The organism is Nocardioides sp. Z35_8 (genome assembly GCF_059621125.1).
In genome coordinates, this window is sequence record NZ_JCAQIE010000001.1 from 480,581 (window position 1) to 503,548 (window position 22,968).

Below are 22,968 nucleotides of genomic sequence, written 5' to 3' on the forward strand. Positions count from 1 at the left end.
TCGGGTCAGCCGTGCACGACCAGGGTCTGCTCGCGACCCGGACCCACCCCGACGCCCCAGATCCTCGCGCCGGAGATCTCCTCGAGCGCCTCGACGTAGCGCTGCGCGTTGGCGGGCAGCTCGTCGAAGGAGCGGCAGCCGGAGATGTCGCTGTTCCAGCCGTCGAAGAACTCGTAGACCGGCTTCGCGTGGTGGAACTCGGTCTGCGTCATCGGCATCTCCTCGACGCGCTCACCGTCGACCTCGTAGGCCACGCAGACCGGGATCCGGTCCCACGAGCCGAGGATGTCGAGCTTGGTGAGGAAGAACTCGGTGAGGCCGTTGACCCGGCTGGCGTAGCGCGCGACGACCGCGTCGTACCAGCCGCAGCGGCGGGTGCGACCGGTGGAGACGCCGATCTCGCCACCGAGGGTCTGGAGCTGGATGCCGTCCTCGTCGAAGAGCTCGGTCGGGAAGGGGCCGGAGCCGACGCGGGTCGTGTAGGCCTTGATCACGCCGATCACCCGGTCGATGCGGGTGGGGCCGATGCCGGCGCCGACGCACACGCCACCGGCGACCGGGTTGGACGAGGTGACGAACGGGTAGGTGCCGTGGTCGACGTCGAGCATCGTGGCCTGGGCGCCCTCGAAGAGCACCGTCTGGCCGGCGTCGAGCGCCTGGTTGAGCAGCAGCGAGGTGTCGCACACCATCGGCCGGAGCCGGTCGGCGTAGGAGAGCAGCTCCTCGACGACGGCGTCGACCTCGATCGCGCGACGGTTGTAGACCTTGGTGAGGAGGTGGTTGCGCACGTCGAGCGCGGCCTCGATCTTCTCCCGCAGGATCTTCTCGTCGAAGAGGTCGGCGATGCGGATGCCGACGCGGTTGATCTTGTCGGCGTAGGCGGGTCCGATGCCGCGCCCGGTGGTGCCGATCTGGTTCTTGCCGAGGAACCGCTCGGTCACCTTGTCGATGGTGGCGTGGTAGCTCGCGATGACGTGGGCGTTGGCGCTGACCTTGAGGTCGGCGACCTCGACCCCGCGGTCGAGCAGTCCGTCGAGCTCGCGGAAGAGCGCCTCCGGCGAGACCACCACGCCGTTGGCGATGACCGAGGTGGCCCCGGGCGTGAGGATGCCGCTGGGCAGCAGGTGGGTGGCGTACTTCTCGCCGTCGATCACGATGGTGTGGCCGGCGTTGTGACCGCCGCTGGTGCGGACCACGAAGTCGATCGGGTCCGTGGTGGCCAGCAGGTCGGTGGCCTTCCCCTTGCCCTCGTCGCCCCACTGGGCGCCGAGCACGACGATCGCGGGCATCTCAGCCCTCCTCTGTCTTCGGCATCACTGGAATGCACCGAGCCCCGGCACAAGGCGCCGGGGCTCTTGCGACGCCACGCTACCGCACCCCTCGGCTAGGGTCCGGTCGTGCGATCCCTTCTCGTCATCACGAACGCCGAGGCCGGCACCTCCGACGAGGCGCGGCTGGCACAGGCCCTCGACGCCCTGCGGGACAAGGCGTCGGTCGAGGTCGCCAAGACCTCCAACCCCGGCGAGCTCGACGGCGTGCTCCACCGTGCGGGCGGACGTACGGTCGTGGTGGCCGGCGGCGACGGCAGCCTCCACGCGGTCGTGACCGCGCTCCACAAGCGCCGTGAGCTCGACCAGGCGACCCTCGCCCTGCTGCCGATGGGCACCGGCAACGACTTCGCCCGCGGCAACGACATCCCGCTCGACATCGAGGACGCGGCGCGCCTGGTGCTCTCCGGGGAGCCCCGCCCGGTCGACCTCATCGTCGACGAGACCGGCAACGTCGTGGTCAACAACGTGCACGTCGGCGTCGGCGCGCAGGCCAGCCGCAAGGGCCACAAGTGGAAGTCGCGGCTGGGCGCCGTCGGGGTGGGCAAGGCCAACCTCGGCAAGCTCGGCTACCCCATCGGGGCGCTGCTCTCGGCGTTCGACCCACCCGCCTGGCGCCTGCACGTCGAGGTCGACGGAGAGGTCGTCAACGACGTCGACCGGCCCGTGCTGATGGTCGCCATCGGCAACGGCGCCAAGGTCGGCGGTGGCACCGACGTCAACCCCGACGCCGACACCGAGGACGGCCTCCTCGACGTGATGGTCAGCCGCGCGGTCGGACCGAGCGCCAAGCTGGGCTACGTCCTGCGGCTGCGCAAGGGCGAGCACGACGAGCGCGACGACGTGCTCACCCTGCGGGGCAAGTCGGTCAAGGTCAGCGGCGACGAGTTCTGGCTCTCGGCCGACGGGGAGATCTCCGGCCCGGAGCGCACCCGCAGCTGGCGCCTCGAGCGTGGCGCCTACACGATGATCCTGCCCCGCTGACGCCGGCGGCTCAGAGCCAGCCCCGCCGCACCGCCTCGACCCCCGCCTGGAAGCGAGTGTCCACGCCGAGCTCGGTCATCAGGGCGGCGACGCGACGGCGGACGGTGCGCAGGCCGATGCCGAGCTTGCGGGCGATCACCTCGTCGGTCGAGCCGGCCATCAGCTGCTCCAGCAGGAACTGCCGCCCGTCCGGACTCACCTTGCCCGCCTCGACCTCGCGCATCGGGGCGGCGCGGGCCCACAGCGACTCGAACCACATGGTCAGCGCGGCGACGATCGAGCGCTGCCGGACGTGCACCCGCGGATCGTCGGTGAAGCCGATCGGCTCGGGGAGCACCGCATGGGTGTCGCCGAAGATGAACATCCGCGTGGGCACCTCCGAGAGGATCCGCACCTGCTCGCCCAGGGACGCGCGCACCCGGAGGGCGTCGGGTGCCTCGGTCAGGGCGCGCGCCGGGTAGATCGCGCGGGAGCGACGCCCCGTGGACATCGCCTCGCCGAGCATCTCGCTGACCCTCGACTCGCGCGGCATCGCCCAGGCGTCCGGCCGCAGCCACAGCATGTCGCCGCGGCTGGTGCGCATCATGACCTGCAGGAGCTCGAACGGGTCGCCGCCGGAGCTGAGCTCGCCGTCGAGCGGCTGGACGTCGGAGACGTGGTGCCGCTCAGGACGGGCGGCGGCGGCGACGAGGTGGGGCACCGCGAGGGAGAGCTCGGCCAGCTTGCCGGCCGACGACGCGGCCGTTCGCGCCTCGCGCAGCACCAGCTCGGAGACCGCCTCCGCGAGGGACGGCACGACGACGCGGTCGTCGGCCACCACGACGAGACCGCGCTCGATGAGCGGGGCGAGGTCGCGCAACAGCTGGTCGGGCCGCGCCTGCACCACCTGCGCGACACCGGCGACCGTGTGACCGGAGACCGGCGCCACCCGGAAGTAGAGCTGCTCGGCACGACGCTCGAGACCGAGCGCGACGAGGACGGAGGACGGGTCACCGGGCATGGTGGCAGTTTAGTGCCAACGGCAGTTTGGACCCGCGTGGCACGGACCGGCCAACACATACTTGACACGCTGGCCGCCGCGGGGGTGTGCGGCCGCACCGCTCCTCGGAGCAAGGCGTCGGAGCCGCCACGGGGGACGGCTCCGGCGCCCACCGATGCCCGCCTTGTGGACGATCTGTGGATGTTGCGTCGACTACTGGTGGCCGTCCCGTTGCCCTTTCGCGGACGAGGGGGCCCCATCGGCTCGCGCGCGCCAGACGTACGACGGGGTCCTCGAGAGGCCGCGTCGGCGTCGCCCGACGGCCGCCGAGTGGCGCGCGTCGGTGGCCCCGCCGTGCCACCGATAGCCTTGCCACATGGCACGAAGTGGACGTCAAGGCGGCGGCGAACCGGTCGACTGGGTGACGCGTGCGGCGGACGACGCCGTACGCCACGCCGGCGAGGGCAACCTGGTGACCGTGGCGTCCGGCGCCTCCCCCAGCGGGCCCATCCACCTGGGCAACCTCCGCGAGTTCATCACCCCGCACTTCGTCGCCGAGGAGCTGAGGCGTCGCGGCGTCCCGGTGCGCCACCTGCACTCGTGGGACGACTTCGACCGGTTCCGCAAGGTGCCGGCCGGTGTGCCTGCGGAGTGGGCCGACCACATCGGCCGGCCGCTGACCTCGGTGCCCGACCCGTGGGAGTGCCACGACAGCTGGGCCGCGCACTTCAAGGCACCGTTGCAGGCGGCGCTGCGCGACCTCGGGGTCGAGATGGAGGAGATCTCCCAGACGCAGATGTACACCTCCGGCGCCTACCGCGAGCAGGTCCTGGAGGCGGTCTCGCGCCGCGACGAGATCGAGGCGGTGCTCGCCCGGCACCGCACCAAGAAGGTCACCGCCGGCGAGGACGCCACCGCACAGGAGGCCGCCGACCTCGCCGACTCCGTCGCCAACGAGGACAGCGAGCCGGCCGGTGCCGACTCGGGCTCCGACTCCGGCTCCGACTCCGAGGTGATCGCCCGCTTCCCCTACCGCCCCTACTGCCGCCAGTGCGGGCGCGACACCGTCACCACGACGGCCTACGACGACGCCACCACGACGCTGTCCTACTCCTGCTCCTCCTGCGGCTTCGAGGGCACGACCGACCTGTCCACCGACACCGACGGCAAGCTGGTGTGGAAGGTCGACTGGCCGATGCGCTGGGCGTTCGAGAAGGTCGACTTCGAGCCCGCCGGCCGCGACCACATGACGCCCGGCTCGTCCTACACCGTCGGCACGGAGCTCGTGTCCTCCATCTTCGACTGGCGGGCGCCGGCCCGGGTGATCTACGCGTTCGTCGGCTTCGCCGGAGTGCAGAAGATGTCGTCGTCGGCCGGTGGCGTGCCGACCGCGACCGACGCGCTGCGCATCCTCGAGGCACCGATGCTGCGCTGGCTCTACGTCCGCCGCGCGCCGACGCAGGCCTTCGACATCGACTTCGGCGCGTCCGTCGTCCGGCTCTACGACGAGTGGGACGCGCTCGGCCGCAAGGCCGCCGACCCCGCCAAGGCCGACGTCGCGACCCTGGCGTGGCACCGCGCCTCCGAGACGGCGTCCGCCGGGCGCCTGCCCACCCCCGCCGTCGTGGTCCCCTTCCGCACCCTGTCCTCGGTCGCCGACGTCACCGCCGGGTCGGCCGAGCTGATCTCCCGGATCGTCGAGTCGTCGGGCTACCCGCACGAGTCGGTCGCCGACCTCGAGCCCCGGCTGACCAAGGCCATGCAGTGGACGCGCGAGCACGTGCCCGCCGACGAGCGCACCACCGTCCGCGAGACGCCCGACACCGAGCGCCTCGGCTCGCTGACCGAGGACGAGCAGCTGTGGCTGCGGATCTTCCTCGACCGGCTGCCCGACGACGGCGACCTCGAGGCGGTCACCTCGGTGGTCTACGGCGTGCCCAAGGTCGCCCGGGGCCTGGGCTTCGACGACGCCCCCACCGACCAGGTCAAGGCCGACCAGAAGGACTTCTTCCGCCTCCTCTACAACCTCCTGGTCGACGCCGACCGCGGCCCCCGCCTGCCCACCCTCGTCCTCGCCCTCGGCCCCGCCAAGGTGCGGCAGCTGCTCGGCGCCTGACTCGCGTGCGCCGGTTGCCGGCACGGCTCGAGCGGTGACTTCCCCGCTCAACCCCACGGATCCGGGTGTCCTAGCGGGGACCAGGCATGCTGAGTGCCGGCACCAGGACGTACGCCCTCCACAGGTGACGCGTTCGGCCGCCCGTCCACAGGCACGGCCCGGGGCGGTGGCGTGAGCGGTCGCGCCGGCCCATCGTCAGCGCATGCGAGATTCGTTGCGAGCACGTGCCCGACGTCAGGACGGGCTGTTCACCCGCCAGCAGGCGCTCCGGGCGGGCTACACCCGGCGTGAGATCGACGCGGCCGTCCGTCCCGACGGTCCGTGGATCGCGGTCCGGACCGGCGTCTACTGCGAGAGGCTGCTGGTCGAGGACGCAGACCAGCGGCTGCGCTGGATGTTCAAGGACCGGGCGGCGCTGCTCGTTGCGCGCCGGCAGGCGGTCCTGAGCCACGACTCCGCGGCGCGTTTCCTCGAGATCGACACGCTCGCGCCGCCGATCCCCGCCACCCACCTCACCCACACGGGCGCGCGCGGCAACCGCACCAACAGCGGGATCGTCCGGCACCGCGACCTCCTGCCGCTGTGCGTCGAGGTGGTGGACGGCCTGCTGGTGACGTCGTACGCCCGCACCGCCGTCGACATCGGCCGGCTGCACGGCTTCCTGCCGGGACTGGTTGCCGTCGACGCGGTCCGCGGGAAGGGCGTGCCGCTCGCCGATCTGGCGGCAGAGCTCGCGCGGATGGGCAACCACCCCCACATCGCGCGCGCCCGTGCGGCCGTCGCCGCCTCTGACGCAGGGGCGGAGAGCGTCCTGGAGACCCTCGGCCGCCAGCTGGTCCGCGAGCTCGAGATCGGTGAGGTCGAGACGCAGTTCGCCATCGGGCTGGCCGACGGGCGAGTCGTCTGGTGCGACATCCGGGTAGGACGCCACATCTTCGAGTGCCACGGCATGCTCAAGCTCGTCCCGGTCGAGCGGGGCGGCGTCGCGACACAACCCGCCGAGCAGGTGCTGTGGAAGGAGAGGGCGCGACAGGTCGCGATCAGCGCGGAGGGCCTCGGCGTGTCCAGCATCGTGTGGGCGGACTGCTTCGGCCAGCGCGACCGCGCGCTTGCCAGGCTCCGGCGGGAGTACGCCGTCACCGAGGCGCGGTTCGGCCGGGAGCTCCCGCCCCACCTGCGCCGGTTTGCCGACGACCACCCCCGGCGGCGCGACGGTGCCCTGTGGACCACGGCGAGCCACGCGGCCTGACCGCGCGCCCGGCACCGCTGGGACACCCGCGTCCCCGCTGGACACGTCGGATCCGACGTGTTGAGCGGGGACGAGCCCGCTTGAGCCAAGGGGGAAGCCTGCCCGAGGGGGAAGCCTGCCCGAGGGGGAAGCCTGGGCGAGGGCGAGGGCGAGGGCCAGCCCGAGGCAGAGGCCCCGCCCGGGCGGGGGCGGGGGCGGTCCTAGGGTTGCCCCATGACCTCCGGACCCTTCGGCGGCGACCTGATGGCCGGTCCCCCGCCCACCCACCTCCCCGCCGACCCCGCCGACGCCGAGCTCGCGGGCGGCGACGCCCCGGCGGCCGTCGTACGCCGTCACCCGGCGTCGCCGACCGCGTGGGCCGCCCTGGCCCAGCAGGCCCGCGACGCCGGCGCCGACGACGTCACGGTCTACGCCTACGCCCGCGTCGGCTACCACCGCTCGCTCGACCAGCTGCGCCGCAACGGCTGGAAGGGCCACGGGCCGGTGCCGTGGGAGCACGAGCCCAACCGCGGGTTCCTCCGCTCCCTCGCCCTCCTCGCCCTGGCCGCGCGCGCCATCGGCGAGACCGAGGAGTGGGAGCGCTGCGCGACGTTCCTCCGCGACTCCAGCCCGGCAGCGGCCGACGAGCTCCTCTGAGGGCGAGGTCGTGGCCACGGGCCGGCTGACCGACCCGCCGGGCGTGGTCTTCGACCTCGACGGCACCCTCATCGACTCCGAGCCCTCGTGGGCGCGCGGGTTCTCACTCGGCCTCGCGCAGGTGCTCGAGGCGCACGGCCACGGCACCCACGACCTCCGCCCGGAGGACATGGCACGGTTCCAGGGCGGCCGGGTGCCCGACACCGTCGCCGCGACCCTGGCCGACCTCGGACTCGATGCGGCGCTCGACGCCGGCGAGACCCGTCAGGTCGTCCAGGCGGTGATCGACTGGGTCTGCGCCGACGTCGCCGCCGCCCCCGTCCCGATCCCGGAGGCCGTCGAGCTGGCCCACGCGCTGCATCGGCGCGGCATTCGGCTCGCCGTGGCGTCGTCGTCGGCGCTGCCGTTCATCGACGCGGCGCTCGAGGTGCTCGGGCTGCGCGAGGCGATCCCGGTCCGCACCTCGGCCATCGACCTCCCCCGGGGCAAGCCCGACCCCCTCGTCTACGTCCTCACGCTGCACGAGATGGGGCTGCCGGCCTCCCGGGTGGTCGCCATCGAGGACTCACCGGTGGGCGTGGAGTCGGCGGTCCGCGCCGGCCTGCGGTGCGTGTGGTTCATGCCGGGAGCACCGGGCACCGAGCGCGCCGACCGGGTGCGTGCCCTGAAGGCCGCGGACACGGGGTCAGGGACGCTCGCCGCGCAGGTCGACGCCCTCGTCGCCCCGGTGCCACGCCTGTGCGCCGACGACGTCCTGCGGATGCTCGGGGCCGACGCCGGCTGAGCCGGGTGGACGCACGACCGCCCGCCGGCGCGTCGGGCGTACGACGTGCCGGCGGGCGGGGTGGTGCTCAGCGGCCGAGCGACGTCCCGGCGGAGCGGAGGTTCTCGCAGGCCTCGACGACGCGCGCGGCCATCCCGGCCTCGGCGGCCTTGCCCCAGGCGCGGGGGTCGTAGGCCTTCTTGTTGCCGACCTCGCCGTCGACCTTGAGCACGCCGTCGTAGTTGCTGAACATGTGCGCGGCCACGGGGCGGGTGAAGGCGTACTGGGTGTCGGTGTCGACGTTCATCTTCACCACGCCGAAGTCCACGGCGTCGCTGATCTCCTGCGCGGTCGAGCCCGAGCCGCCGTGGAAGACCAGGTCGAACGGGCGGGCGTCGGCCCCGAGGCCGAGCTCGGACGCGGCGGCCTCCTGGGCGGACTTGAGGATCTCCGGGCGCAGCTTGACGTTGCCGGGCTTGTAGACGCCGTGCACGTTGCCGAAGGTCAGCGCGGTCAGGTAGCGGCCCCGCTCGCCGGAGCCGAGGGCCTTGATCGTGGCGATGGCGTCCTCGGGCGTGGTGTAGAGCTGGTCGTTGATCTCGTTGGCGACGCCGTCCTCCTCGCCGCCGACGACGCCGACCTCGATCTCGAGGATGATGTGGGCCGCCGCGCACTTGGCGAGCAGCTCCTCGGCGATCCGGAGGTTGTCCTCCAGCGGCACCGCGGAGCCGTCCCACATGTGCGACTGGAACAGCGGCGCCTCGCCGCGGGCGACGCGCTCGGCGGAGATGTCGAGCAGCGGGCGGACGAAGCCGTCGAGCTTGCCCTCGGGGCAGTGGTCGGTGTGCAGCGCGATGTTGACCGGGTAGTTCTTCGCGACCTCGGCGGCGTAGGCGGCGAGCGCCACCGAGCCGGTGACCATGTCCTTGACCGACGGGCCGGAGAGGTACTCCGCGCCGCCGGTCGAGACCTGGATGATGCCGTCGGAGCCGGCGTCGGCGAAGCCCTTGAGCGCGGCGTTGAGCGTCTGCGAGGACGAGACGTTGATGGCCGGGTAGGCGAAGGACCTCTCCTTCGCGGCATCCAGCATCTGGGCGTACACCTCGGGCGTGGCGATGGGCATCTGGAGATCTCCTCTGAAGCGGTCAGGCAGGCCTCTCCAACCCTAGTGGCTACCCGCGAGTCCGATCCGGGCCGACCGGTCGTCTCACCTCGTGACGACCGGCCCGGGCCGATCGGCTCCACCCCCACGGGGACTGGTCGGCGGCCGCGGCCCCGACCTAGGTTTGACGCCGGACCGGCTCGCCAGACCTTGGGAGGGGACGGGTCCGGGGTGTCGTGGGGACATCCCGGGCCCGGGTCCGCCCCACCGCGCCCGACCCGGCGGCCGGCGGGTCACCCGCGCCAGGCGTCGTCGCCGGCGAGGTCGGCGTACTCCCGCACCCAGCTGTGCATCGCGATGGCGGCGGCCGCGCTGGCGTTGATCGAGCGGGTCGAGCCGAACTGGGCGATGGAGAAGGTGCCGTCGCACACCTCGCGCGCCGCCTCGGACAGCCCCGGCCCCTCCTGGCCGAACAGGAAGCACACCCGTCGGGGCAGCTCCATCGTCTCGAGGTGGAGCGAGCCCGGCAGGTTGTCGATGCCCAGCAGCCGCACCGGTCCGCCGCGCTCGGCGGGGAGGGAGTGCAGGTAGGCCGCGAGGCTCCCCGCGTCGGGGTGGTGCCGCACGTGCTGGTAGCGGTCGGTCACCATCGCACCGCGCCGGTTCCAGCGACGGTTGCCGACGATGTGGACCTCGGCGGCGAGGAACGCGTTGGCGGTGCGCACGATCGTGCCGATGTTGAAGTCGTGCTGCCAGTTCTCGATGGCGACGTGGAAGTCGTGACGCCGGGTGTCGAGGTCGGCGACGATCGCCTCGAGGGTCCAGTAGCGGTAGCGGTCGACCACGTTGCGGCGATCGCCGTCGCGGAGCAGGTCGGGGTCCCACTGCTCCCCCTCGGGCCACGGCCCCTCCCACGGACCCACCCCGACCTCGGGCGGACCGTGCGGCATCGGGTCGTACGGCGCCCGCTCGTGCGCCCGGTCCTCGTCCTGCATGGCAGCACCCTAGGCAGCGACGCCGAAGCCGGAGGCCGCGGACCCCGTGGCTAGGGTGACGCGGGTGAGCGCGTTGTGGGACCTGCAGTCCATCCTGTCCTCGGGGTCGTCCTGGGACCTGTCCGCGGGCGTCCAGCCGATGCTGCTCGGCATCGACTGGATGGACCCCAACTGGCTGCTCGAGCGCTTCGGCACCGCGCTGTTCTGGATCAGCCTGCTGATCGTCTTCGTCGAGTGCGGGCTGTTCTTCCCGATCCTGCCCGGCGACACGCTCCTGTTCGCCCTCGGCCTCTTCATCGCCACCGGCCAGCTCGACCTGTTCCCGGGTGGTACGGGCGTCGAGCTGCTCATCGCCGTGCTCGCCCTGACCCTCGCGGCCTTCCTCGGCAACGTGGTGGGCTACGAGATCGGCCGCGCCATCGGTCCCCCGCTCTACGAGCGCGACGGCCGGATCATCAAGCGCAAGTACTTCGACCAGACGACCGCGTTCTTCGACCGCCACGGCAACAAGGCCCTGGTCATCGGCCGCTTCGTGCCCTTCGTGCGCACCTACATCACCGTCGTGGCCGGCGTGACGCGGATGGACCGGGGCCGCTTCTTCGTGTGGAGCCTCGTCGGCGCTGTCCTGTGGGTCGTGTCGATCTGCCTGCTCGGGTTCTTCCTCGGCGACGCGTTCCCGGCGCTCGGCGAGAGCATCGACAAGCTGATCATCGCGATCCTGGCGTTCTCGCTGGTCCCGGTCGCCTACGAATGGTGGCGCCACAAGCGCACCAACGCCCCCGGTGCCGAGATCGGCCCGCAGGACGGCGGGCCCGACCGCGACATCACCGGCCGCGACCTCGACTGACCACCCTCCCGGCGGGGACGGTCGGACGGCGTCAGCCGCGGGCGGCGTCGAGGTCGGCGCGGGTCAGCACCGACCGGACCTCGAGCCCGACGTCGGCCAGGGGGTTCTCCCCCGCAGGCGAGCGGTCGATCGCGCAGACGACGACCTCCACGACCGCGCCGAGCTCGCGCAGCGCGTGGGTGGCGTCGCGGACCGCGCCTCCGGTCGTGATCACGTCCTCGATGATCGTCACCCGGCGACCGGCGACGTCCGGGCCCTCGGCGAGCTTGGCCGTGCCGTACTCCTTGGCCTGCTTGCGCACGAACAGCGCCGGCAGGCCGGTCCTGGCCGACACCATCGTGGCGATGGGGATGCCGCCGAGCTCGAGGCCGCCGAGGAGCTCGGTGCCCTCCGGCAGCAGGTCGGCGACCCGCGCGGCCACCCGCTCGAGGAGGGCCGGCTGGGCCTCGAAGAGGTACTTGTCGAAGTAGGTGTCGGCCACCTGCCCCGAGCGGAGGGTGAACTGCCCGGTGAGGCGGCAGGCCGCGTCGATGTCGGCGGCGAGGGCGGCGTCGGGGGTCGCGTCCGGGTTCATGGGTCGCATCCTCGCAAAGGGTCGTCGTCGTCCGAGCGCAGGCTCCCCCCCGGGGGTCGGGGGGAGCCTGCGGGTCTGGGTGTCCCGTGGTCACCGGCGGACGCGGAACACCTTCCGCACCGGCGTGGGGTCGGTGACACCGGCCACCGTGGCCCGGACCAGGAGCACGTGCTTGGTCCCGCGCGCCGACGCCTTGAGCTTGCCCGTGCGCACCCGGTGGGTCTTCTTGCACGACGTCCAGGCGCCCTTGTCGAGCTTGCAGGAGAACCGGGCACCGGCGTGGGGCGAGGACAGCTTGAACGTCGCGACGGCCCCGCGGCGGACCGTGCGTGCGCCCCTCACCTTCCCCGTCGTCGGGGCCACCTGCCAGGTCTGCGTGCCGGGGGTCGCATCGGCGTTGCCGTGGCGGTCGTGGGCGCGCACCTGCCACGTGTAGGTGCCGGGCGTGAGCCCGGCGTACTTCGTCGGAGAGGTGCAGGCGCGCCAGTCGTGGGCCTGGGAGGGACCGGTCAGCGCGCACTGGCTCAAGCCCTCTGGGCTGCCGAAGCCGAAGGAGGCGTCCGAGCCGTCGATCGTGCCGGCCGAGAACGACGTCTCGGGCGGCGTCGCGTCCAGCAGCCAGGTGTGCTGGGCTCCCCTGCGGTCGTACTCGCCGTGCAGGTCGATGGCACGCACCGTGAACTCGTACTGGGCGTCGGCGAGGCCCGAGTAGACGACGGGCGAGCTGCACGGCTCGTAGTAGTCGGAGCCCCGGTTGTTGGTCCGGAGACGGCACTCGAAGGTGCCGGGCTCGGAGGAGGCGAAGGTGAAGACGGCGTCGCGAGAGGTCGTCCGCGCGGTGGTGGCCAGCGTGGTCACGGGGTGGACGTCGTCGACGCCGATGTTGAACTGGCGTGAGGCCGGGGTGGGGTCGACACCCCCCGAGCCCACGGCCCGGACGCGGAACAGGTAGTCACCCACGGCGAGGTCGGCGTACTGGATGCTCCGGGGATAGGTGCACGCCGTCCACGAGGCCGGCTCGGTCGGTGCGGTCAGGCTGCACTCGAAGGTCGCCGCAGGGTCGGAGGAGTGGAAGGTGAAGTCCGCCAGGTGGGCCGTGTGGGACCACGTGTAGGTCACGAGCGTGGTCTCGGGCGCGGTGGCGGCGCTCGCCGGGGGCGCGGCGAGTACGCTGCCGGCGAGCGCGGCCGACGCGGTCATGGCCAGCACGGCCTTCACGGTGCTGCGGACGGTCATGGGTCCTCCTGCTGTCGTGGATGGAACGGGTGGGGTGGCGCCGCAACGGGGCGGTGCGGTCGTGCTGTCGTGCGCGGCGGTCACCGCACTCGCCTCGCGGACGACTTCGCGGAGGCCGCCTCGAGGCCGGGGCCCCTGACGGTCACCTTGATCGCGATCCGGGTCCCCCGGTCGCGTCGCACCACCCGGTAGGTCTTCTTGGTCGCCCCCTTGATCACCCGGCCGTTGCGGAGCCAGGTGTAGCGGACCTTCGCGGGCTTGGGCGACCAGGTGCCGGCAGTGGCCGTGAGCCTCCTGCCCACCCGGGCCTTGCCCTGGAGCACGGGCTTGGCCTTCAGCCGGAACGATCCCGTTGCGCCCTCCGAGGGCGGCGGCGGGGGCGGCTGGGTCGGGGGCGGGGTCGTGGTGGGCAGCGGCGGCGGGTCGATCGCGGCCGGCGACCACGACGGCTCCGAGCCGGGACCGATCAGGCTCATGCCGCTCGCCTCGCACGTGGGCGCGGGGGTCACCACCCAGATCCCCTCGGTGGCGCCGACGGCGAACGCGGCCCCGTCGGGGGACCAGCTCGGGTCGTGGAGCTGGGCGTCGGTGGGGCTCGCGCCGGGCGCTCCCGAGCAGCGGGGCGTCGGGTCCGGGAGCGTGGCGATGGCGCCGGTGCGCGGGTCGCCGGTGACGGCGTACCAGATCATCTCGGTGTCGGGACCGTAGCTGCGGATGGCCGCCAGGTGCGTGCCGTCGCGGCTGAGCGCGGCGTCGCCGAGGTCGGTGCTCGACGAGAAGATGTCACCGTCGTCGAACCAGTGCTGGCTGCCGCCGGCCTGGTCCTGCAGCTTGACCTGGGACCCGTAGCCGCCATGGACCATGAGTCGGCTGTTGCTGACCCACGACGGCTCCCGCTCGTACGACGTCATCTCCGGGCCGGTGAGCCCGGTGGCGGCCGTCACCCCGGTCACCGTGCGGGCTCCGCAGGAGACCCCGATCGGGCAGGTGTAGCTGGCCATCGTGTAGGCGATCCTGGTGCCGTCGGGGGAGATCGCGACGTCGACCGGCGGCCCGTCGACGGGCGCGCCCACCGAGTTGAGCATGGCGGGCGGGTCGATGCGGTTGAGGACCACGCCGTTCTGCTGCAGGCGCAGGATCTCGGTGCCCTTCCCTGCGGCGAGGACGCCCGCGTCGGACATGGTCGGCGACACGTAGGGGTGGTCGGCGGTGCCGTCGCGGGTCACCTGGTGCAGGCCGGTGCCGTCGGCGCGGACGAGCCAGATGTTGGCGTCGCGCACGAAGGCGATGGTGCCGCCCGGGACCGCGGCGTGCGCGGCCGTCAGCGACGTCAGCGGCAGGGTGAGCGTCCCCGCCGCGAGGATCAGTGGGGCGGCCACGGCCGCCAGTCGGATGCGCATGTGTCTCCTCGGGTCTGGTCGACCCATCCCACCTGCGCGGCCGCGGACGCACATCCGCCCACGGGCGCGATCACCTCGTCCGCGAGGATGAGCGTCGTTCAGCCCGGACGCGGCAGGCGCGCGAGGCGACGCTGCCAGGCGGCGATCGCGGCGGGCGTCGATCCGGCACCGAGCACCGCGCGGGCACCGGCCAGCCGCCGGTCGGCCGACCGGCGGGACAGGTGGAGCCGCGCGGCGGCCGCGCCCAGCGACTCGCCCCCGGCGAGCAGGGCGAGCAGCGCGTGCTGCTCCTGGGTGAGCACGGCGCCGGGCGCGACCCGGTGGTCGAGGTGCCCCAGGCGACGCAGGTCGTCGCACAGCCGGTCGACGACGGGCCGGTCGGCGGTCGCCTCGACCAGCAGGCCCTGGCCCGCCACCGCGCTGAGCACGGCGTCGACGGCGGCGGCCTCGTCGTCGACCGTCAGCTCGAGCACGTCGCCCGCGCGCGGCTCGGTGGTGACCGACCAGCCCAGCGCCGCGAGCTCGCCGCGTGCGTCCTCGACCGCGTCCGGACCGGCCTCGACGACGACCAGCGGCTTCACGTCGAGCCGGTCAGGATCGCGACGAGGTGGCTCCGGTTGTCGGCGCCGAGCTTCCTCCGGGCGCTGGCGAGGTGGGTCTGGACGGTGCGGTGGGCCAGGGCGAGGCGGGTGGCGATCTCCCGGTCGGTCAGGCCCTCCGCGACGAGGTCGACGACCTCCTGCTCGCGGGCGCTCAGCAGGGCACCCTCGGCGGTGCGTCGGGCCCCCTGGTGGACGCCGGCGGCACGGAGGGACCTCTCGCACCGGGCGACCAACGGCGCCAGTCCATCCTCCCGGGCGGCGGTGAGGACGGCACGCAGCTCGGCCTCGGCCGAGCCGGTGTCCCCGCCCAGCCGCGTGGCCTCCGCCGCCGCCCAGCGACACATCCAGACCGCGGACCGCCGCTGGCCGTGCAGTTCACCGGCTCGGTCGAAGTGGCCGCGGGCGGCGTCGTACTGCTGGGAGCGGAGCGCGTCGATCCCGTCGAGCTCCGGCTCCGTCCCGGCGAACAGGCCGCCCGCCAGCGACTCGGGGCGCGGCGGAGGGGGGAGCCCACCGTCGTACGCCGCCCACGCGACGACCGGCGCCGCGCCGGTGATGGCATAGGTGTCGTTGCCGCCGGCCGAGGTGAAGGGCTCCCACTCGGCGACGGCCCGCTCGGGCTGCCCGCCCAGCGCGAACGCGTGGAGGCGCACGCCGTGGTGGTTGGACAGGTGGCTGACCCGGTCCTTGAGCGCGTCGGCGGCGGCGAGCGCCTCCCGGGTGTGCCCCAGCTCGGCCTGGGCGAAGCCGATGGTGGAGATGACGTCGTAGCGGTCGCCGGGGGCGAGCGCCTCGGCGAGCATCCTGGAGCCCTCCTCGACCACGGACGCCAGGTCTCCGCGGTAGAGCGCGACCACCAGCCCCGTCACGGCCGAGTTGTGCGCCTTCTTGAGCAGCCGCAGCTCGCGGGCCCGGCGCTGGTGGCGATCGACCTGCGCCAGGGCCTCGTCGAGGTCGCCGGCCGCGGTCAGCGAGATCGTGTAGTTGAGCAGGACGCTGAGCTCGCGGTAGGCGTCGCCCTCCGCCCGGGCCTCGACCAGCGACTCCTCGAAGAGCTCGCGCCATCCCGGCTCCTCGAGGTCTGCCAGCGCGGACGCCGCCATGCCCTTGGCGCCGGCCGAGCTGGTCCCCGACCGCGCGGCGAGGTCGATCGCCTCGCGGGCCAGCGCCAGCGCGGCACGCGCGTCGTTGTCCATGATCAGCGCCGCCGCCGCCTCCCGGTTGAGCAGCTGCGCCTCCTCCCGGGACCCGGGCCGCGCCAGGGCACGACCGGCGGCGATCTCGACCGGGTAGCGGTCCCAGTCGCCGATCTGGAACGCCTGCGTCGCCCTCGCCAGGGCGAGCGCGGCGCCGTGGGGGCCGGCGACCTCGAGGCCCTCGAGGAGCTGGCCGGCACGCTCGGGCTCGGCGGCGGTGCACGCGGCCTCCGCGGCCCGGATCCGCAGCTCGGTCGCGTCGTCCCCGTCGGCCGACTCGGCGGCGGTGACGAGGTGGCGCCACCTCTCCCCGGGGGTGGCCGACTGCTCCACCGCACGCAGGGCGGCGGCGTGGGCCTCGCCCCGGTCGCCGGCGGCGAGCAGGTGGTGCGCGACATCACCGGGGTGGTCGCTCAGCCGGGCGAGCGTGCGGTGGCACCGCACCCGCCGCTCCGACGACACCAGGTCGCCGATGACCTCGCCGATGAGGGCGTGCCGGATCCGGGCGCCGCCGTCGGCATCGACGACCACGAGCCCGGAGTCGAGGAGGCCCGGCACGTCGGGCACGTCGGTGGCCGGAACCGGCCGTCCCGCCAGCGCCAGCAGCGCGACCCCCTCCAGCTGCGCCTCCGGCAGGTCACGGCACCGCGCCAGCAGCGCGAGCTCCAGGCTGGCCGTCCCCCCGTCCACGCCGAGCTCCTCGATGAACAGCGGGTTGCCGCCGCTGCGCTCCACCAGCTCGTCGACCTCGGCGTCGGTGAGGCCGCCGCGGACCGCCGCGACCAGGGCCCGGGCGGCGTCGCGTCCCAAGGGCTCGAGGTCGAGCCGGGCGGCGCCCGCCTTGTCGAGCCGCGTCACGACCTCGGCGGCCGCCGGGTCGCCGCGCCGCGCGGTGACGACGAGCCGGACCCGGCCGACCAGCTGCTCCAGCACCTCCAAGGTCGCGGGGTCGGCCCACTGGGCGTCCTCGACGACCAGCACCGAGGACCCCATGGCGGCCTCGACCGCCGTCGCGACGTAGTCGGGGTCGCCGGTCCAGGTCTCGTCGGGCAGCTCGGGGAGCGCCCGTCGCAGGGACAGGAACGGCAGCCACGCCAAGGTGCCGAGGGCCCCGCCGACGCGGTGGGGGGTGGCGGCGAGGGCACGGGCGGTGAGCGCGGTCTTCCCCACCCCGGCCTCGCCGTGGACGAGCAGCGCACCCTCGGGTCCACCGAGCAGCTCGGCGAACGACTCCAGCTCGGTTGCTCTCCCCAGGAGCTCCCTCATGGCGAGCAGGCTAGCGGCGGGCCGCGCCGGACGTGGCGCAATTGCACGATGCGCCGCTCACCCGCCCCGGCGAGGGTGGTGTCGACACACCGAGGGGGACTCCATGACCATCACCGCCATCGACCGACGCCGCGAATCACCACCCGGGTGGGGCGCTGTGCTCTCACCGCGCGAGACCGAGGTCCTGCGCCTCATCGCGCAGGGGCGGACCAACGCCGAGATCGCCGCCGACCTGTTCATCTCCGTCCCGACGGTCAAGACGCACGTGGCTCAGCTGCTGCGCAAGGTCCGAGCGCGCGACCGGGTCGCGCTCGTGGTCGCGGCCTACACGACCGGCTTCGTGACGCCGGCGGCCGCCCGGCCGCGCCTGCGGTGCACGGCGCAGCGCGGGCACACCCCCCGACGCTGACGCACGCCGGCCCCGACAGGCCACCTGCCTGCGCGGCGCGTCGCGCCCCACGCCGCACCCGGGGTCGCCGCTAGCGTCGGGGCATGATCGCCCGCCGACTCGCCTCCGTCCCGCCGACCGTGTTCAGCGAGATGTCGGCGCTCGCGGTGCGCACCGGTGCGCTCAACCTCGGCCAGGGGTTCCCCGACGTCGACGGTCCGGCCTCGGTCATCGCCGCGGCCCAGGAGGCGCTGCGGTCGGGCGCCAACCAGTACGCCCCCGGGATCGGCGTGCCCGAGCTCCGGGCCGCGATCGCGCGGCACCAGCAGCGCCACTACGGACTCGACATCGACCCCGACCGGGAGGTCGTCGTGACGACGGGGTGCACCGAGGCGATCGCCGCCACGCTGCTGGCGCTCGTCGACCCGGGCGACGAGGTCGTCGTGCTGGAGCCCTACTACGACTCCTACGTCGCCGTGCTGGAGATGTGCGGTGCGCGGCGGCGACCGGTGACCCTCCGGGCTCCGGACTTCCGGCCCGACCTCGACGAGCTGCGGGCCGCGATCACCCGCGACACCCGGCTGGTGCTGCTCAACACCCCGCACAACCCCACCGGCACGGTCCTCACCCGCGAGGAGCTGCAGGTGGTCGCCGACCTGGCCGTCGAGCACGACGTGATCGTGGTGACCGACGAGGTCTACGAGCACCTGGTCTTCGACGACGCCCGATCCGCCGAGGGGCACGTGCCGATCTCGACCCTGCCCGGCATGGGGGAGCGCACCCTGACGCTGTCGAGCGTGGGGAAGTCCTACAGCCTCACCGGCTGGAAGGTCGGCTGGGCCACCGGCCCCGCCCACCTGGTGCAGGCCGTGCTGGCCGCCAAGCAGTGGCTCACCTTCACCTCCGGCGCGCCCCTCCAGCCCGCCGTCGCCCACGCGCTCGACCACGAGCCCGACTGGCCGCGCGAGCTCGCCCGAGACCTGCAACGTCGCCGCGACCTGCTCTGCGACGGGCTCACCGCGGCCGGGCTGGCGCCGCGGGTGCCCGAGGGCACCTACTTCGCCACGACCGACGTGAGCCACCTCGGCTGGCCGGACGGGCGGGCCCTCTGCCTCGCGCTGCCCGAGCTCGCCGGCGTCGTCGCGATCCCGGCGCAGGCGTTCTACGACGACGCCGAGGCGGGACGCCAGCTGGTGCGCTGGGCGTTCTGCAAGCAGCCCGACGTGATCAGCGAGGGCGTACGCCGGCTCGCGGCCGCCGACCTGTCGCGCTGACGCCGCTCAGCGACCCGGGTAGTCCCGCGGCGGGTGCTCGGAGCCGTCCGAGCCCTCGTCGCCCGGCCGCTGGCCGTAGGGGTCGCCCTGACCGCCCTGGCCGTAGGGGTCGCTGCTCGGCGGCGGGTACTGCGGGGACTGCTGGCCGGGCTGGCCGTAGGGGCTCGGCGGCGTCGAGCCGCTGCCGTACTGGCCGCCCCCGTACTGGCCGTAGCCGGGGTACTGCTGGTCGTAGCCACCGGGCCCGCCGGGGTGGGACGGGGTCCCGGCGAACCAGTCGCCGGCCCCGCCGACGAAGAGCAGCACGATCGTGGCGGCCGCGGCGACGAGGGTGACGACAGAGCCACCGCTGGAGACGCCCAGCAGCGACAGGAGGGCCACGACCGCGCTGGAGATCACGAGCAGGATGCGGGCGACGTTGGAGCGCCGCAGCACCAGCACGGCGAGCACGACGGCGATGATCGCCCACACGAGCAGGCCCACGATGACGGCCACCAGCACACCCACGGCCGTGTCGGCGTCGATGTTGGCGTCCTGGAACTCCGGGACCCGCTCCATCTCGTTGATGACCTCGTCGCGCGCGACCAGGAGGGCGAGCCCGGTGAAGCCGAAGAGCAGGGCGCTGAGGGTGGAGAAGACGATGGTGATCCAGGCCGCCGCGGTGACGGTGCCGGGGCGCCGATCGGCCGGCGGCTGTCCGTAGGACGGCTGCTGGCCGTAGGGGCTCTGGCCGTAGGACGGCTGCTGGCCGTAGGGGTCCTGGCCGTAGGGCTGGTGCGTGGGTCCCGGGTCGCTCATGGCTCTATCTCACCACGTCCGGGCGGCGAGGGGCCGCGGAGCGCCTCGGTCAGCGCGCCTCGGGGGAGAACCAGCGCCGCACCTCGACGCGTCGCAGGCACACCACCGTCGCCACGGCGGCGGCCGCCGGGACCAGGACGAGCGGCGTCGCGAGCACGAGGGCGAGGCAGGCGCCGGCGCTGAAGGAGGCACTGACGATCAGTCCGCGACGGGCCCAGGCGCGGCGAGCCATCGCGAACCCCGCCAGCACGAGTGACGCGGAGGACCAGACGACGAGCACACCGGCCAGCGCGAGCATCGACGAGCGCACCTGGTCCATCGTCATCTGCTCGTCGAGCACCTCGGGCTGCTGCTGCTCGAGGACACTGCGCAGGAAGTCCGGCGAGAGCCCGGCGATGGCCAGCCACAGCAGTGACAGCGACAGCAGCCCGCCGGCCGTGACGACGGTGATCACGAACGCCGCCACCAGCGCACCGGGCCGCGCCGGGCTGGGCTGGTGGCGCTGACCGGGGCGGGCGGCGTGGGGCATCGGGCCGCGCTGCGTGGGGTGGGCGTACGCCGGGTGCGGCTGCGGCGCGGAGGGCTGCGGCGCGTGCGGCTGGGGCGGGTAGGGCTGGCCGTAGGGCGACTGTGCGGGCGCGCCCACGGGCTGCTGGACGGGAGCCGGGGCGGGCGCCGGCTCGCCGAAGGGACGACTGGCCGGCGGCGGCACGTCGGGTGAGGAACCGGGTGAGGAATCGGGTGAGGAAGAGGGCGGGCCGTCGCCTGCCTCGGGCGGCGCGGTGTCGCCGGCCCCGCCCCAGGGCGACGGGCTCGAGGCGTCGCGGCGGGCGTCGTCACCGCCCCGCTCCTTCGCCTTCACCGGCTCCGGCGGCGTCCACCGGCCGGTGGCGAACCACTCGCGCGCGGGCTGCATCCACAGCATCGCCGCGCCGGCGGCGACGAAGGAGCCGGCCAGCCCGCCAGCGGGGATGCCGGTCACGAAGACCGGGATCGCGAACAGGGTGAGCGACAGGCGGGCCGAGCGGTCGGGCCGCCGGACGTACCAGCCGAGGATGGCGGTCGCGCAGGCGCACGCCGCGGCGACCATGCACGAGATCCGCAGCAGCTCGGTGGTGGCGGGCACGGTCAGGCCCAGCGAGGAGAACGGCGCGTCGGCGAGGACGTCGCGGATCGCCTCCTGCGTCTCGAGGGAGCGGAGCGAGGTGACCCGCTCCCAGGCGGTGAGCAGCACCATCAGCGAGGAGAACATGACGATGCCAGACGCCAGGCTGACCTGGGGCGGGCGCTGCTTGGTCGGCTGGCTCACGCGGTCATTGTCCCAGTGCGACCCAGCCATCCCCCACTGCACCCCGTGACGGCGGTACGGGGTTTCTCAGGGTCGGGCTCAGGGACCGGCGGGGCGCTGTCCCCGATGCGCCGCACGTCGGTGCGCCGCGAAGGTGGAGCCATGATCAGCGTCGAGCACCTCACCCAGCACTACGGCCGGTTCACGGCCGTCGACAACGTCTCCTTCACGGCCGCGACGGGCCGGGTCACCGGCTTCCTCGGCCCCAACGGCGCCGGCAAGTCCACGACCATGCGGATCATGGTCGGCCTGACCCGGCCCAGCGCCGGCCGAGCCACCATCGCCGGGCACGACTACCGCGACCTGGCCAACCCGGGCCTCGAGGTCGGCGTCCTGCTGGACGCGTCCGCCCAGCACGCCGGTCGCACCGGACGCGAGATCCTGGCGGTCGCCGCCCACACGATGGGTCTGCCCCGGTCCCGCGTCACCGAGACGCTCACCCGTGTCGGTCTGACCGACGACGAGGCCCAGCGCCGCGTCCGCAACTACTCCCTCGGCATGCGCCAGCGCCTCGGCCTCGCCACCGCCCTCATCGGCGACCCGCAGGTGCTGATCCTCGACGAGCCCGCCAACGGCCTCGACCCGGCCGGCATCCGGTGGATGCGCGACCTGCTGCGCGGCTTCGCCGACGACGGCGGCACCGTGCTGCTGTCGTCGCACCTGCTGCACGAGATCGAGGTCATCGCCGACGACCTCGTCGTCATCGGCCAGGGTCGCATCGTCGCCGAGGGGAGGAAGGCCGACCTGCTGGCCGCGGCCGGCACGCTCGTGCGCACCGCCGACGTCGACCGACTGGCCCGTGCCCTGCACGAGGCGGCGGTCGTCACCACCCCCGTCGACGGCGGCCTGCGCGCCGACGCCGACCCCGAGCTCGTGGGCGAGACCGCGCACCGTGCCGGCGTCGCGCTGCACGAGCTGCGCCCCGCCGACGGCGCCGGCCTGGAGGAGATGTTCCTCCAGCTCACCGCCCAGACCTCGCGCGACGAGACCGCCCTCGAAGGAGCAGCAGCATGACCGACACGACCCTCACTGCGCCCACTGTCGCCGGCGTCGCCGGGCGATCTGTGCGGGCCGCGACCCCGATCCCGACGACCCGGCTCGTGGCGGTCGAGCTGCGCAAGATGTTCGACACCCGCGCCGGCTTCTGGCTGGTGGCCGGGATCGGCATCGTCTCGCTGCTCGCCACGGCCGCCGTCCTGGTCTTCGCCCCCCGCGCCGAGCTGACCTACGAGACGTTCGCGTCGGCCATCGGCGCGCCGATGTCCATCCTGCTGCCGGTGGTCGCCATCCTCGCGCTCACCAGCGAGTGGAGCCAGCGCAGCGGGTTGACGACCTTCACCCTGGTCCCGCACCGCGGACGCGTCATCGCCGCCAAGGCGGTCGCCGTCCTCGGCGTCGCCGTCGCGTCGATGCTCCTGGCTGCGGCCGTCGGCGCCCTGGGCAACGTCGTGGGCACCGCGATCGCCGGGGTCGACACGACCTGGAACGTCTCGCTCGCCGAGTTCGGGCAGATCGTGCTGGCCAACGTGATCGGCATGGGCATCGGCTTCATGCTCGCCGTGCTGCTGCGCAGCTCCGCCGGTGCGATCGTCGGCTACTTCGTCTACACCGCCCTGCTCCCCACGATCAGCAGTGCGCTCGCCTCCACCCAGGACTGGTGGCGCGACAACGGCGCGTGGATCGACGTCAACTACGCCACCTCGGCGCTCTACAGCGACTCGATGACGGGCGAGCAGTGGGCCCAGCTCGGCGTGACGACCCTGGTGTGGCTCTGGATCCCGCTGGCCCTCGGGCTGCGCGCGGTCCTGCGTGCCGAGGTGAAGTAGATCCCCTCTGCTTCCCTCGTGCCCATCAGCGGCTGCCGGTCGGGGGACCGGCGGCCGCTGA

At 73.7% G+C, this 22,968-nt stretch carries 21 protein-coding genes; 10 read left to right on the forward strand and 11 right to left on the reverse strand.

Annotation, left to right across the window (positions count from 1 at the left end; all coding sequences use genetic code 11):
• Positions 1-5: 5 nt before the first annotated feature.
• Positions 6-1,289: an adenylosuccinate synthase gene (locus AC54T2_RS02320; RefSeq protein ID WP_186339329.1), complete on the reverse strand. Its 1,284-nt coding sequence runs from the start codon at positions 1,287-1,289 to the stop codon at positions 6-8.
• A gap of 108 nt (positions 1,290-1,397) precedes the next feature.
• On the opposite strand from AC54T2_RS02320, the gene AC54T2_RS02325 reads away from it, so the two are divergent.
• Positions 1,398-2,312, forward strand: a complete 915-nt coding sequence (locus tag AC54T2_RS02325) for a diacylglycerol/lipid kinase family protein (protein WP_186339330.1) — start codon at positions 1,398-1,400, stop codon at positions 2,310-2,312.
• A 10-nt stretch (positions 2,313-2,322) separates the two neighbouring features.
• Here the strand turns inward: AC54T2_RS02325 and AC54T2_RS02330 are convergent, their stop codons facing one another.
• Positions 2,323-3,312: a helix-turn-helix transcriptional regulator gene (locus AC54T2_RS02330; RefSeq protein WP_186339331.1), complete on the reverse strand. Its 990-nt coding sequence runs from the start codon at positions 3,310-3,312 to the stop codon at positions 2,323-2,325.
• Between the two features lie 355 nt (positions 3,313-3,667).
• Here AC54T2_RS02330 and lysS point away from each other — a divergent pair, with 355 nt between their 5' ends.
• From lysS to AC54T2_RS02350, 4 genes are all read left to right on the forward strand, one after another.
• Positions 3,668-5,407 (forward strand): lysine--tRNA ligase, encoded by a 1,740-nt coding sequence (gene lysS, locus AC54T2_RS02335; protein WP_496665413.1) that lies wholly within the window; start codon positions 3,668-3,670, stop codon positions 5,405-5,407.
• A gap of 202 nt (positions 5,408-5,609) precedes the next feature.
• Positions 5,610-6,656, forward strand: a complete 1,047-nt coding sequence (locus tag AC54T2_RS02340) for a hypothetical protein (protein ID WP_496665414.1) — start codon at positions 5,610-5,612, stop codon at positions 6,654-6,656.
• A gap of 213 nt (positions 6,657-6,869) precedes the next feature.
• Complete coding sequence (locus AC54T2_RS02345) at positions 6,870-7,292, forward strand: DUF3151 domain-containing protein (protein WP_186339334.1); 423 nt, start codon at positions 6,870-6,872, stop codon at positions 7,290-7,292.
• Between the two features lie 10 nt (positions 7,293-7,302).
• Entirely contained in the window at positions 7,303-8,076 is a 774-nt protein-coding gene (locus tag AC54T2_RS02350) for an HAD family hydrolase (protein ID WP_496665415.1), read from the forward strand.
• Positions 8,077-8,143: 67 nt separating this feature from the next.
• Here the strand turns inward: AC54T2_RS02350 and fbaA are convergent, their stop codons facing one another.
• Together fbaA and AC54T2_RS02360 are read right to left on the reverse strand one after the other, a co-directional pair.
• A complete protein-coding gene (fbaA, locus tag AC54T2_RS02355; RefSeq protein WP_496665416.1) occupies positions 8,144-9,178 on the reverse strand; it encodes a class II fructose-bisphosphate aldolase in 1,035 nt (344 codons plus the stop codon).
• 272 nt (positions 9,179-9,450) lie between these two features.
• Positions 9,451-10,107, reverse strand: coding sequence for a TrmH family RNA methyltransferase (locus tag AC54T2_RS02360; protein ID WP_496666251.1), 657 nt, complete (start codon positions 10,105-10,107; stop codon positions 9,451-9,453).
• Between the two features lie 109 nt (positions 10,108-10,216).
• Here AC54T2_RS02360 and AC54T2_RS02365 point away from each other — a divergent pair, with 109 nt between their 5' ends.
• Positions 10,217-10,999 carry a DedA family protein gene (locus tag AC54T2_RS02365; RefSeq protein WP_241005230.1) on the forward strand — a complete coding sequence of 261 codons (783 nt, stop codon included), beginning with the start codon at positions 10,217-10,219 and terminating at the stop codon, positions 10,997-10,999.
• Positions 11,000-11,030: 31 nt separating this feature from the next.
• Here AC54T2_RS02365 and pyrE read toward each other — a convergent pair whose 3' ends face one another.
• The 5 genes from pyrE to AC54T2_RS02390 form a co-directional block, all read right to left on the reverse strand.
• Entirely contained in the window at positions 11,031-11,573 is a 543-nt protein-coding gene (pyrE, locus tag AC54T2_RS02370; RefSeq protein ID WP_186339337.1) for an orotate phosphoribosyltransferase, read from the reverse strand.
• Between the two features lie 90 nt (positions 11,574-11,663).
• A complete protein-coding gene (locus AC54T2_RS02375) occupies positions 11,664-12,809 on the reverse strand; it encodes a hypothetical protein (RefSeq protein WP_496665417.1) in 1,146 nt (381 codons plus the stop codon).
• Positions 12,810-12,889: 80 nt separating this feature from the next.
• Entirely contained in the window at positions 12,890-14,209 is a 1,320-nt protein-coding gene (locus tag AC54T2_RS02380; protein ID WP_496665418.1) for a TolB-like translocation protein, read from the reverse strand.
• A 98-nt stretch (positions 14,210-14,307) separates the two neighbouring features.
• Positions 14,308-14,790: a hypothetical protein gene (locus AC54T2_RS02385; RefSeq protein ID WP_186339340.1), complete on the reverse strand. Its 483-nt coding sequence runs from the start codon at positions 14,788-14,790 to the stop codon at positions 14,308-14,310.
• Positions 14,787-17,273 carry a helix-turn-helix transcriptional regulator gene (locus tag AC54T2_RS02390; RefSeq protein ID WP_496665419.1) on the reverse strand — a complete coding sequence of 829 codons (2,487 nt, stop codon included), beginning with the start codon at positions 17,271-17,273 and terminating at the stop codon, positions 14,787-14,789. Before AC54T2_RS02390 ends, AC54T2_RS02385 begins: the two co-directional genes overlap by 4 nt.
• A 103-nt stretch (positions 17,274-17,376) precedes the next feature.
• Here AC54T2_RS02390 and AC54T2_RS02395 point away from each other — a divergent pair, with 103 nt between their 5' ends.
• Together AC54T2_RS02395 and AC54T2_RS02400 are read left to right on the forward strand one after the other, a co-directional pair.
• Complete coding sequence (locus AC54T2_RS02395; protein ID WP_260988497.1) at positions 17,377-17,682, forward strand: response regulator transcription factor; 306 nt, start codon at positions 17,377-17,379, stop codon at positions 17,680-17,682.
• Positions 17,683-17,765: 83 nt separating this feature from the next.
• Positions 17,766-18,935: a pyridoxal phosphate-dependent aminotransferase gene (locus tag AC54T2_RS02400; RefSeq protein WP_186339343.1), complete on the forward strand. Its 1,170-nt coding sequence runs from the start codon at positions 17,766-17,768 to the stop codon at positions 18,933-18,935.
• Between the two features lie 6 nt (positions 18,936-18,941).
• Here the strand turns inward: AC54T2_RS02400 and AC54T2_RS02405 are convergent, their stop codons facing one another.
• A complete protein-coding gene (locus AC54T2_RS02405) occupies positions 18,942-19,733 on the reverse strand; it encodes a hypothetical protein (protein ID WP_186339344.1) in 792 nt (263 codons plus the stop codon).
• Between the two features lie 49 nt (positions 19,734-19,782).
• On the reverse strand, positions 19,783-21,042 hold the full coding sequence (locus AC54T2_RS02410; protein WP_496665420.1) for a hypothetical protein: 1,260 nt from the start codon (positions 21,040-21,042) through the stop codon (positions 19,783-19,785).
• A gap of 141 nt (positions 21,043-21,183) precedes the next feature.
• Between AC54T2_RS02410 and AC54T2_RS02415 the strand changes: the two genes are divergently transcribed.
• Together AC54T2_RS02415 and AC54T2_RS02420 are read left to right on the forward strand one after the other, a co-directional pair.
• The gene (locus AC54T2_RS02415; protein ID WP_496665421.1) at positions 21,184-22,095 is read left to right on the forward strand and encodes an ABC transporter ATP-binding protein; all 912 of its coding nucleotides are present in this window, start codon (positions 21,184-21,186) and stop codon (positions 22,093-22,095) included.
• Positions 22,092-22,907: an ABC transporter permease subunit gene (locus AC54T2_RS02420; protein ID WP_186339347.1), complete on the forward strand. Its 816-nt coding sequence runs from the start codon at positions 22,092-22,094 to the stop codon at positions 22,905-22,907. Before AC54T2_RS02415 ends, AC54T2_RS02420 begins: the two co-directional genes overlap by 4 nt.
• Positions 22,908-22,968: the final 61 nt, after the last annotated feature.

Excerpts from the sequence above, each read along its gene's own strand:
- AC54T2_RS02320 (WP_186339329.1), bottom strand. The coding sequence starts at position 1,289 with ATGCCCGCGATCGTCGTGCTCGGCGCCCAGTGGGGCGACGAGGGCAAG.
- AC54T2_RS02330 (WP_186339331.1), bottom strand. The coding sequence starts at position 3,312 with ATGCCCGGTGACCCGTCCTCCGTCCTCGTCGCGCTCGGTCTCGAGCGT.
- lysS (WP_496665413.1), top strand. The coding sequence starts at position 3,668 with ATGGCACGAAGTGGACGTCAAGGCGGCGGCGAACCGGTCGACTGGGTG.
- AC54T2_RS02340 (WP_496665414.1), top strand. The coding sequence starts at position 5,610 with ATGCGAGATTCGTTGCGAGCACGTGCCCGACGTCAGGACGGGCTGTTC.
- AC54T2_RS02345 (WP_186339334.1), top strand. The coding sequence starts at position 6,870 with ATGACCTCCGGACCCTTCGGCGGCGACCTGATGGCCGGTCCCCCGCCC.
- fbaA (WP_496665416.1), bottom strand. The coding sequence starts at position 9,178 with ATGCCCATCGCCACGCCCGAGGTGTACGCCCAGATGCTGGATGCCGCG.
- AC54T2_RS02360 (WP_496666251.1), bottom strand. The coding sequence starts at position 10,107 with ATGCCGCACGGTCCGCCCGAGGTCGGGGTGGGTCCGTGGGAGGGGCCG.
- pyrE (WP_186339337.1), bottom strand. The coding sequence starts at position 11,573 with ATGAACCCGGACGCGACCCCCGACGCCGCCCTCGCCGCCGACATCGAC.
- AC54T2_RS02375 (WP_496665417.1), bottom strand. The coding sequence starts at position 12,809 with ATGACCGTCCGCAGCACCGTGAAGGCCGTGCTGGCCATGACCGCGTCG.
- AC54T2_RS02380 (WP_496665418.1), bottom strand. The coding sequence starts at position 14,209 with ATGCGCATCCGACTGGCGGCCGTGGCCGCCCCACTGATCCTCGCGGCG.
- AC54T2_RS02390 (WP_496665419.1), bottom strand. The coding sequence starts at position 17,273 with ATGAGGGAGCTCCTGGGGAGAGCAACCGAGCTGGAGTCGTTCGCCGAG.
- AC54T2_RS02395 (WP_260988497.1), top strand. The coding sequence starts at position 17,377 with ATGACCATCACCGCCATCGACCGACGCCGCGAATCACCACCCGGGTGG.
- AC54T2_RS02400 (WP_186339343.1), top strand. The coding sequence starts at position 17,766 with ATGATCGCCCGCCGACTCGCCTCCGTCCCGCCGACCGTGTTCAGCGAG.
- AC54T2_RS02405 (WP_186339344.1), bottom strand. The coding sequence starts at position 19,733 with ATGAGCGACCCGGGACCCACGCACCAGCCCTACGGCCAGGACCCCTAC.
- AC54T2_RS02415 (WP_496665421.1), top strand. The coding sequence starts at position 21,184 with ATGATCAGCGTCGAGCACCTCACCCAGCACTACGGCCGGTTCACGGCC.
- AC54T2_RS02420 (WP_186339347.1), top strand. The coding sequence starts at position 22,092 with ATGACCGACACGACCCTCACTGCGCCCACTGTCGCCGGCGTCGCCGGG.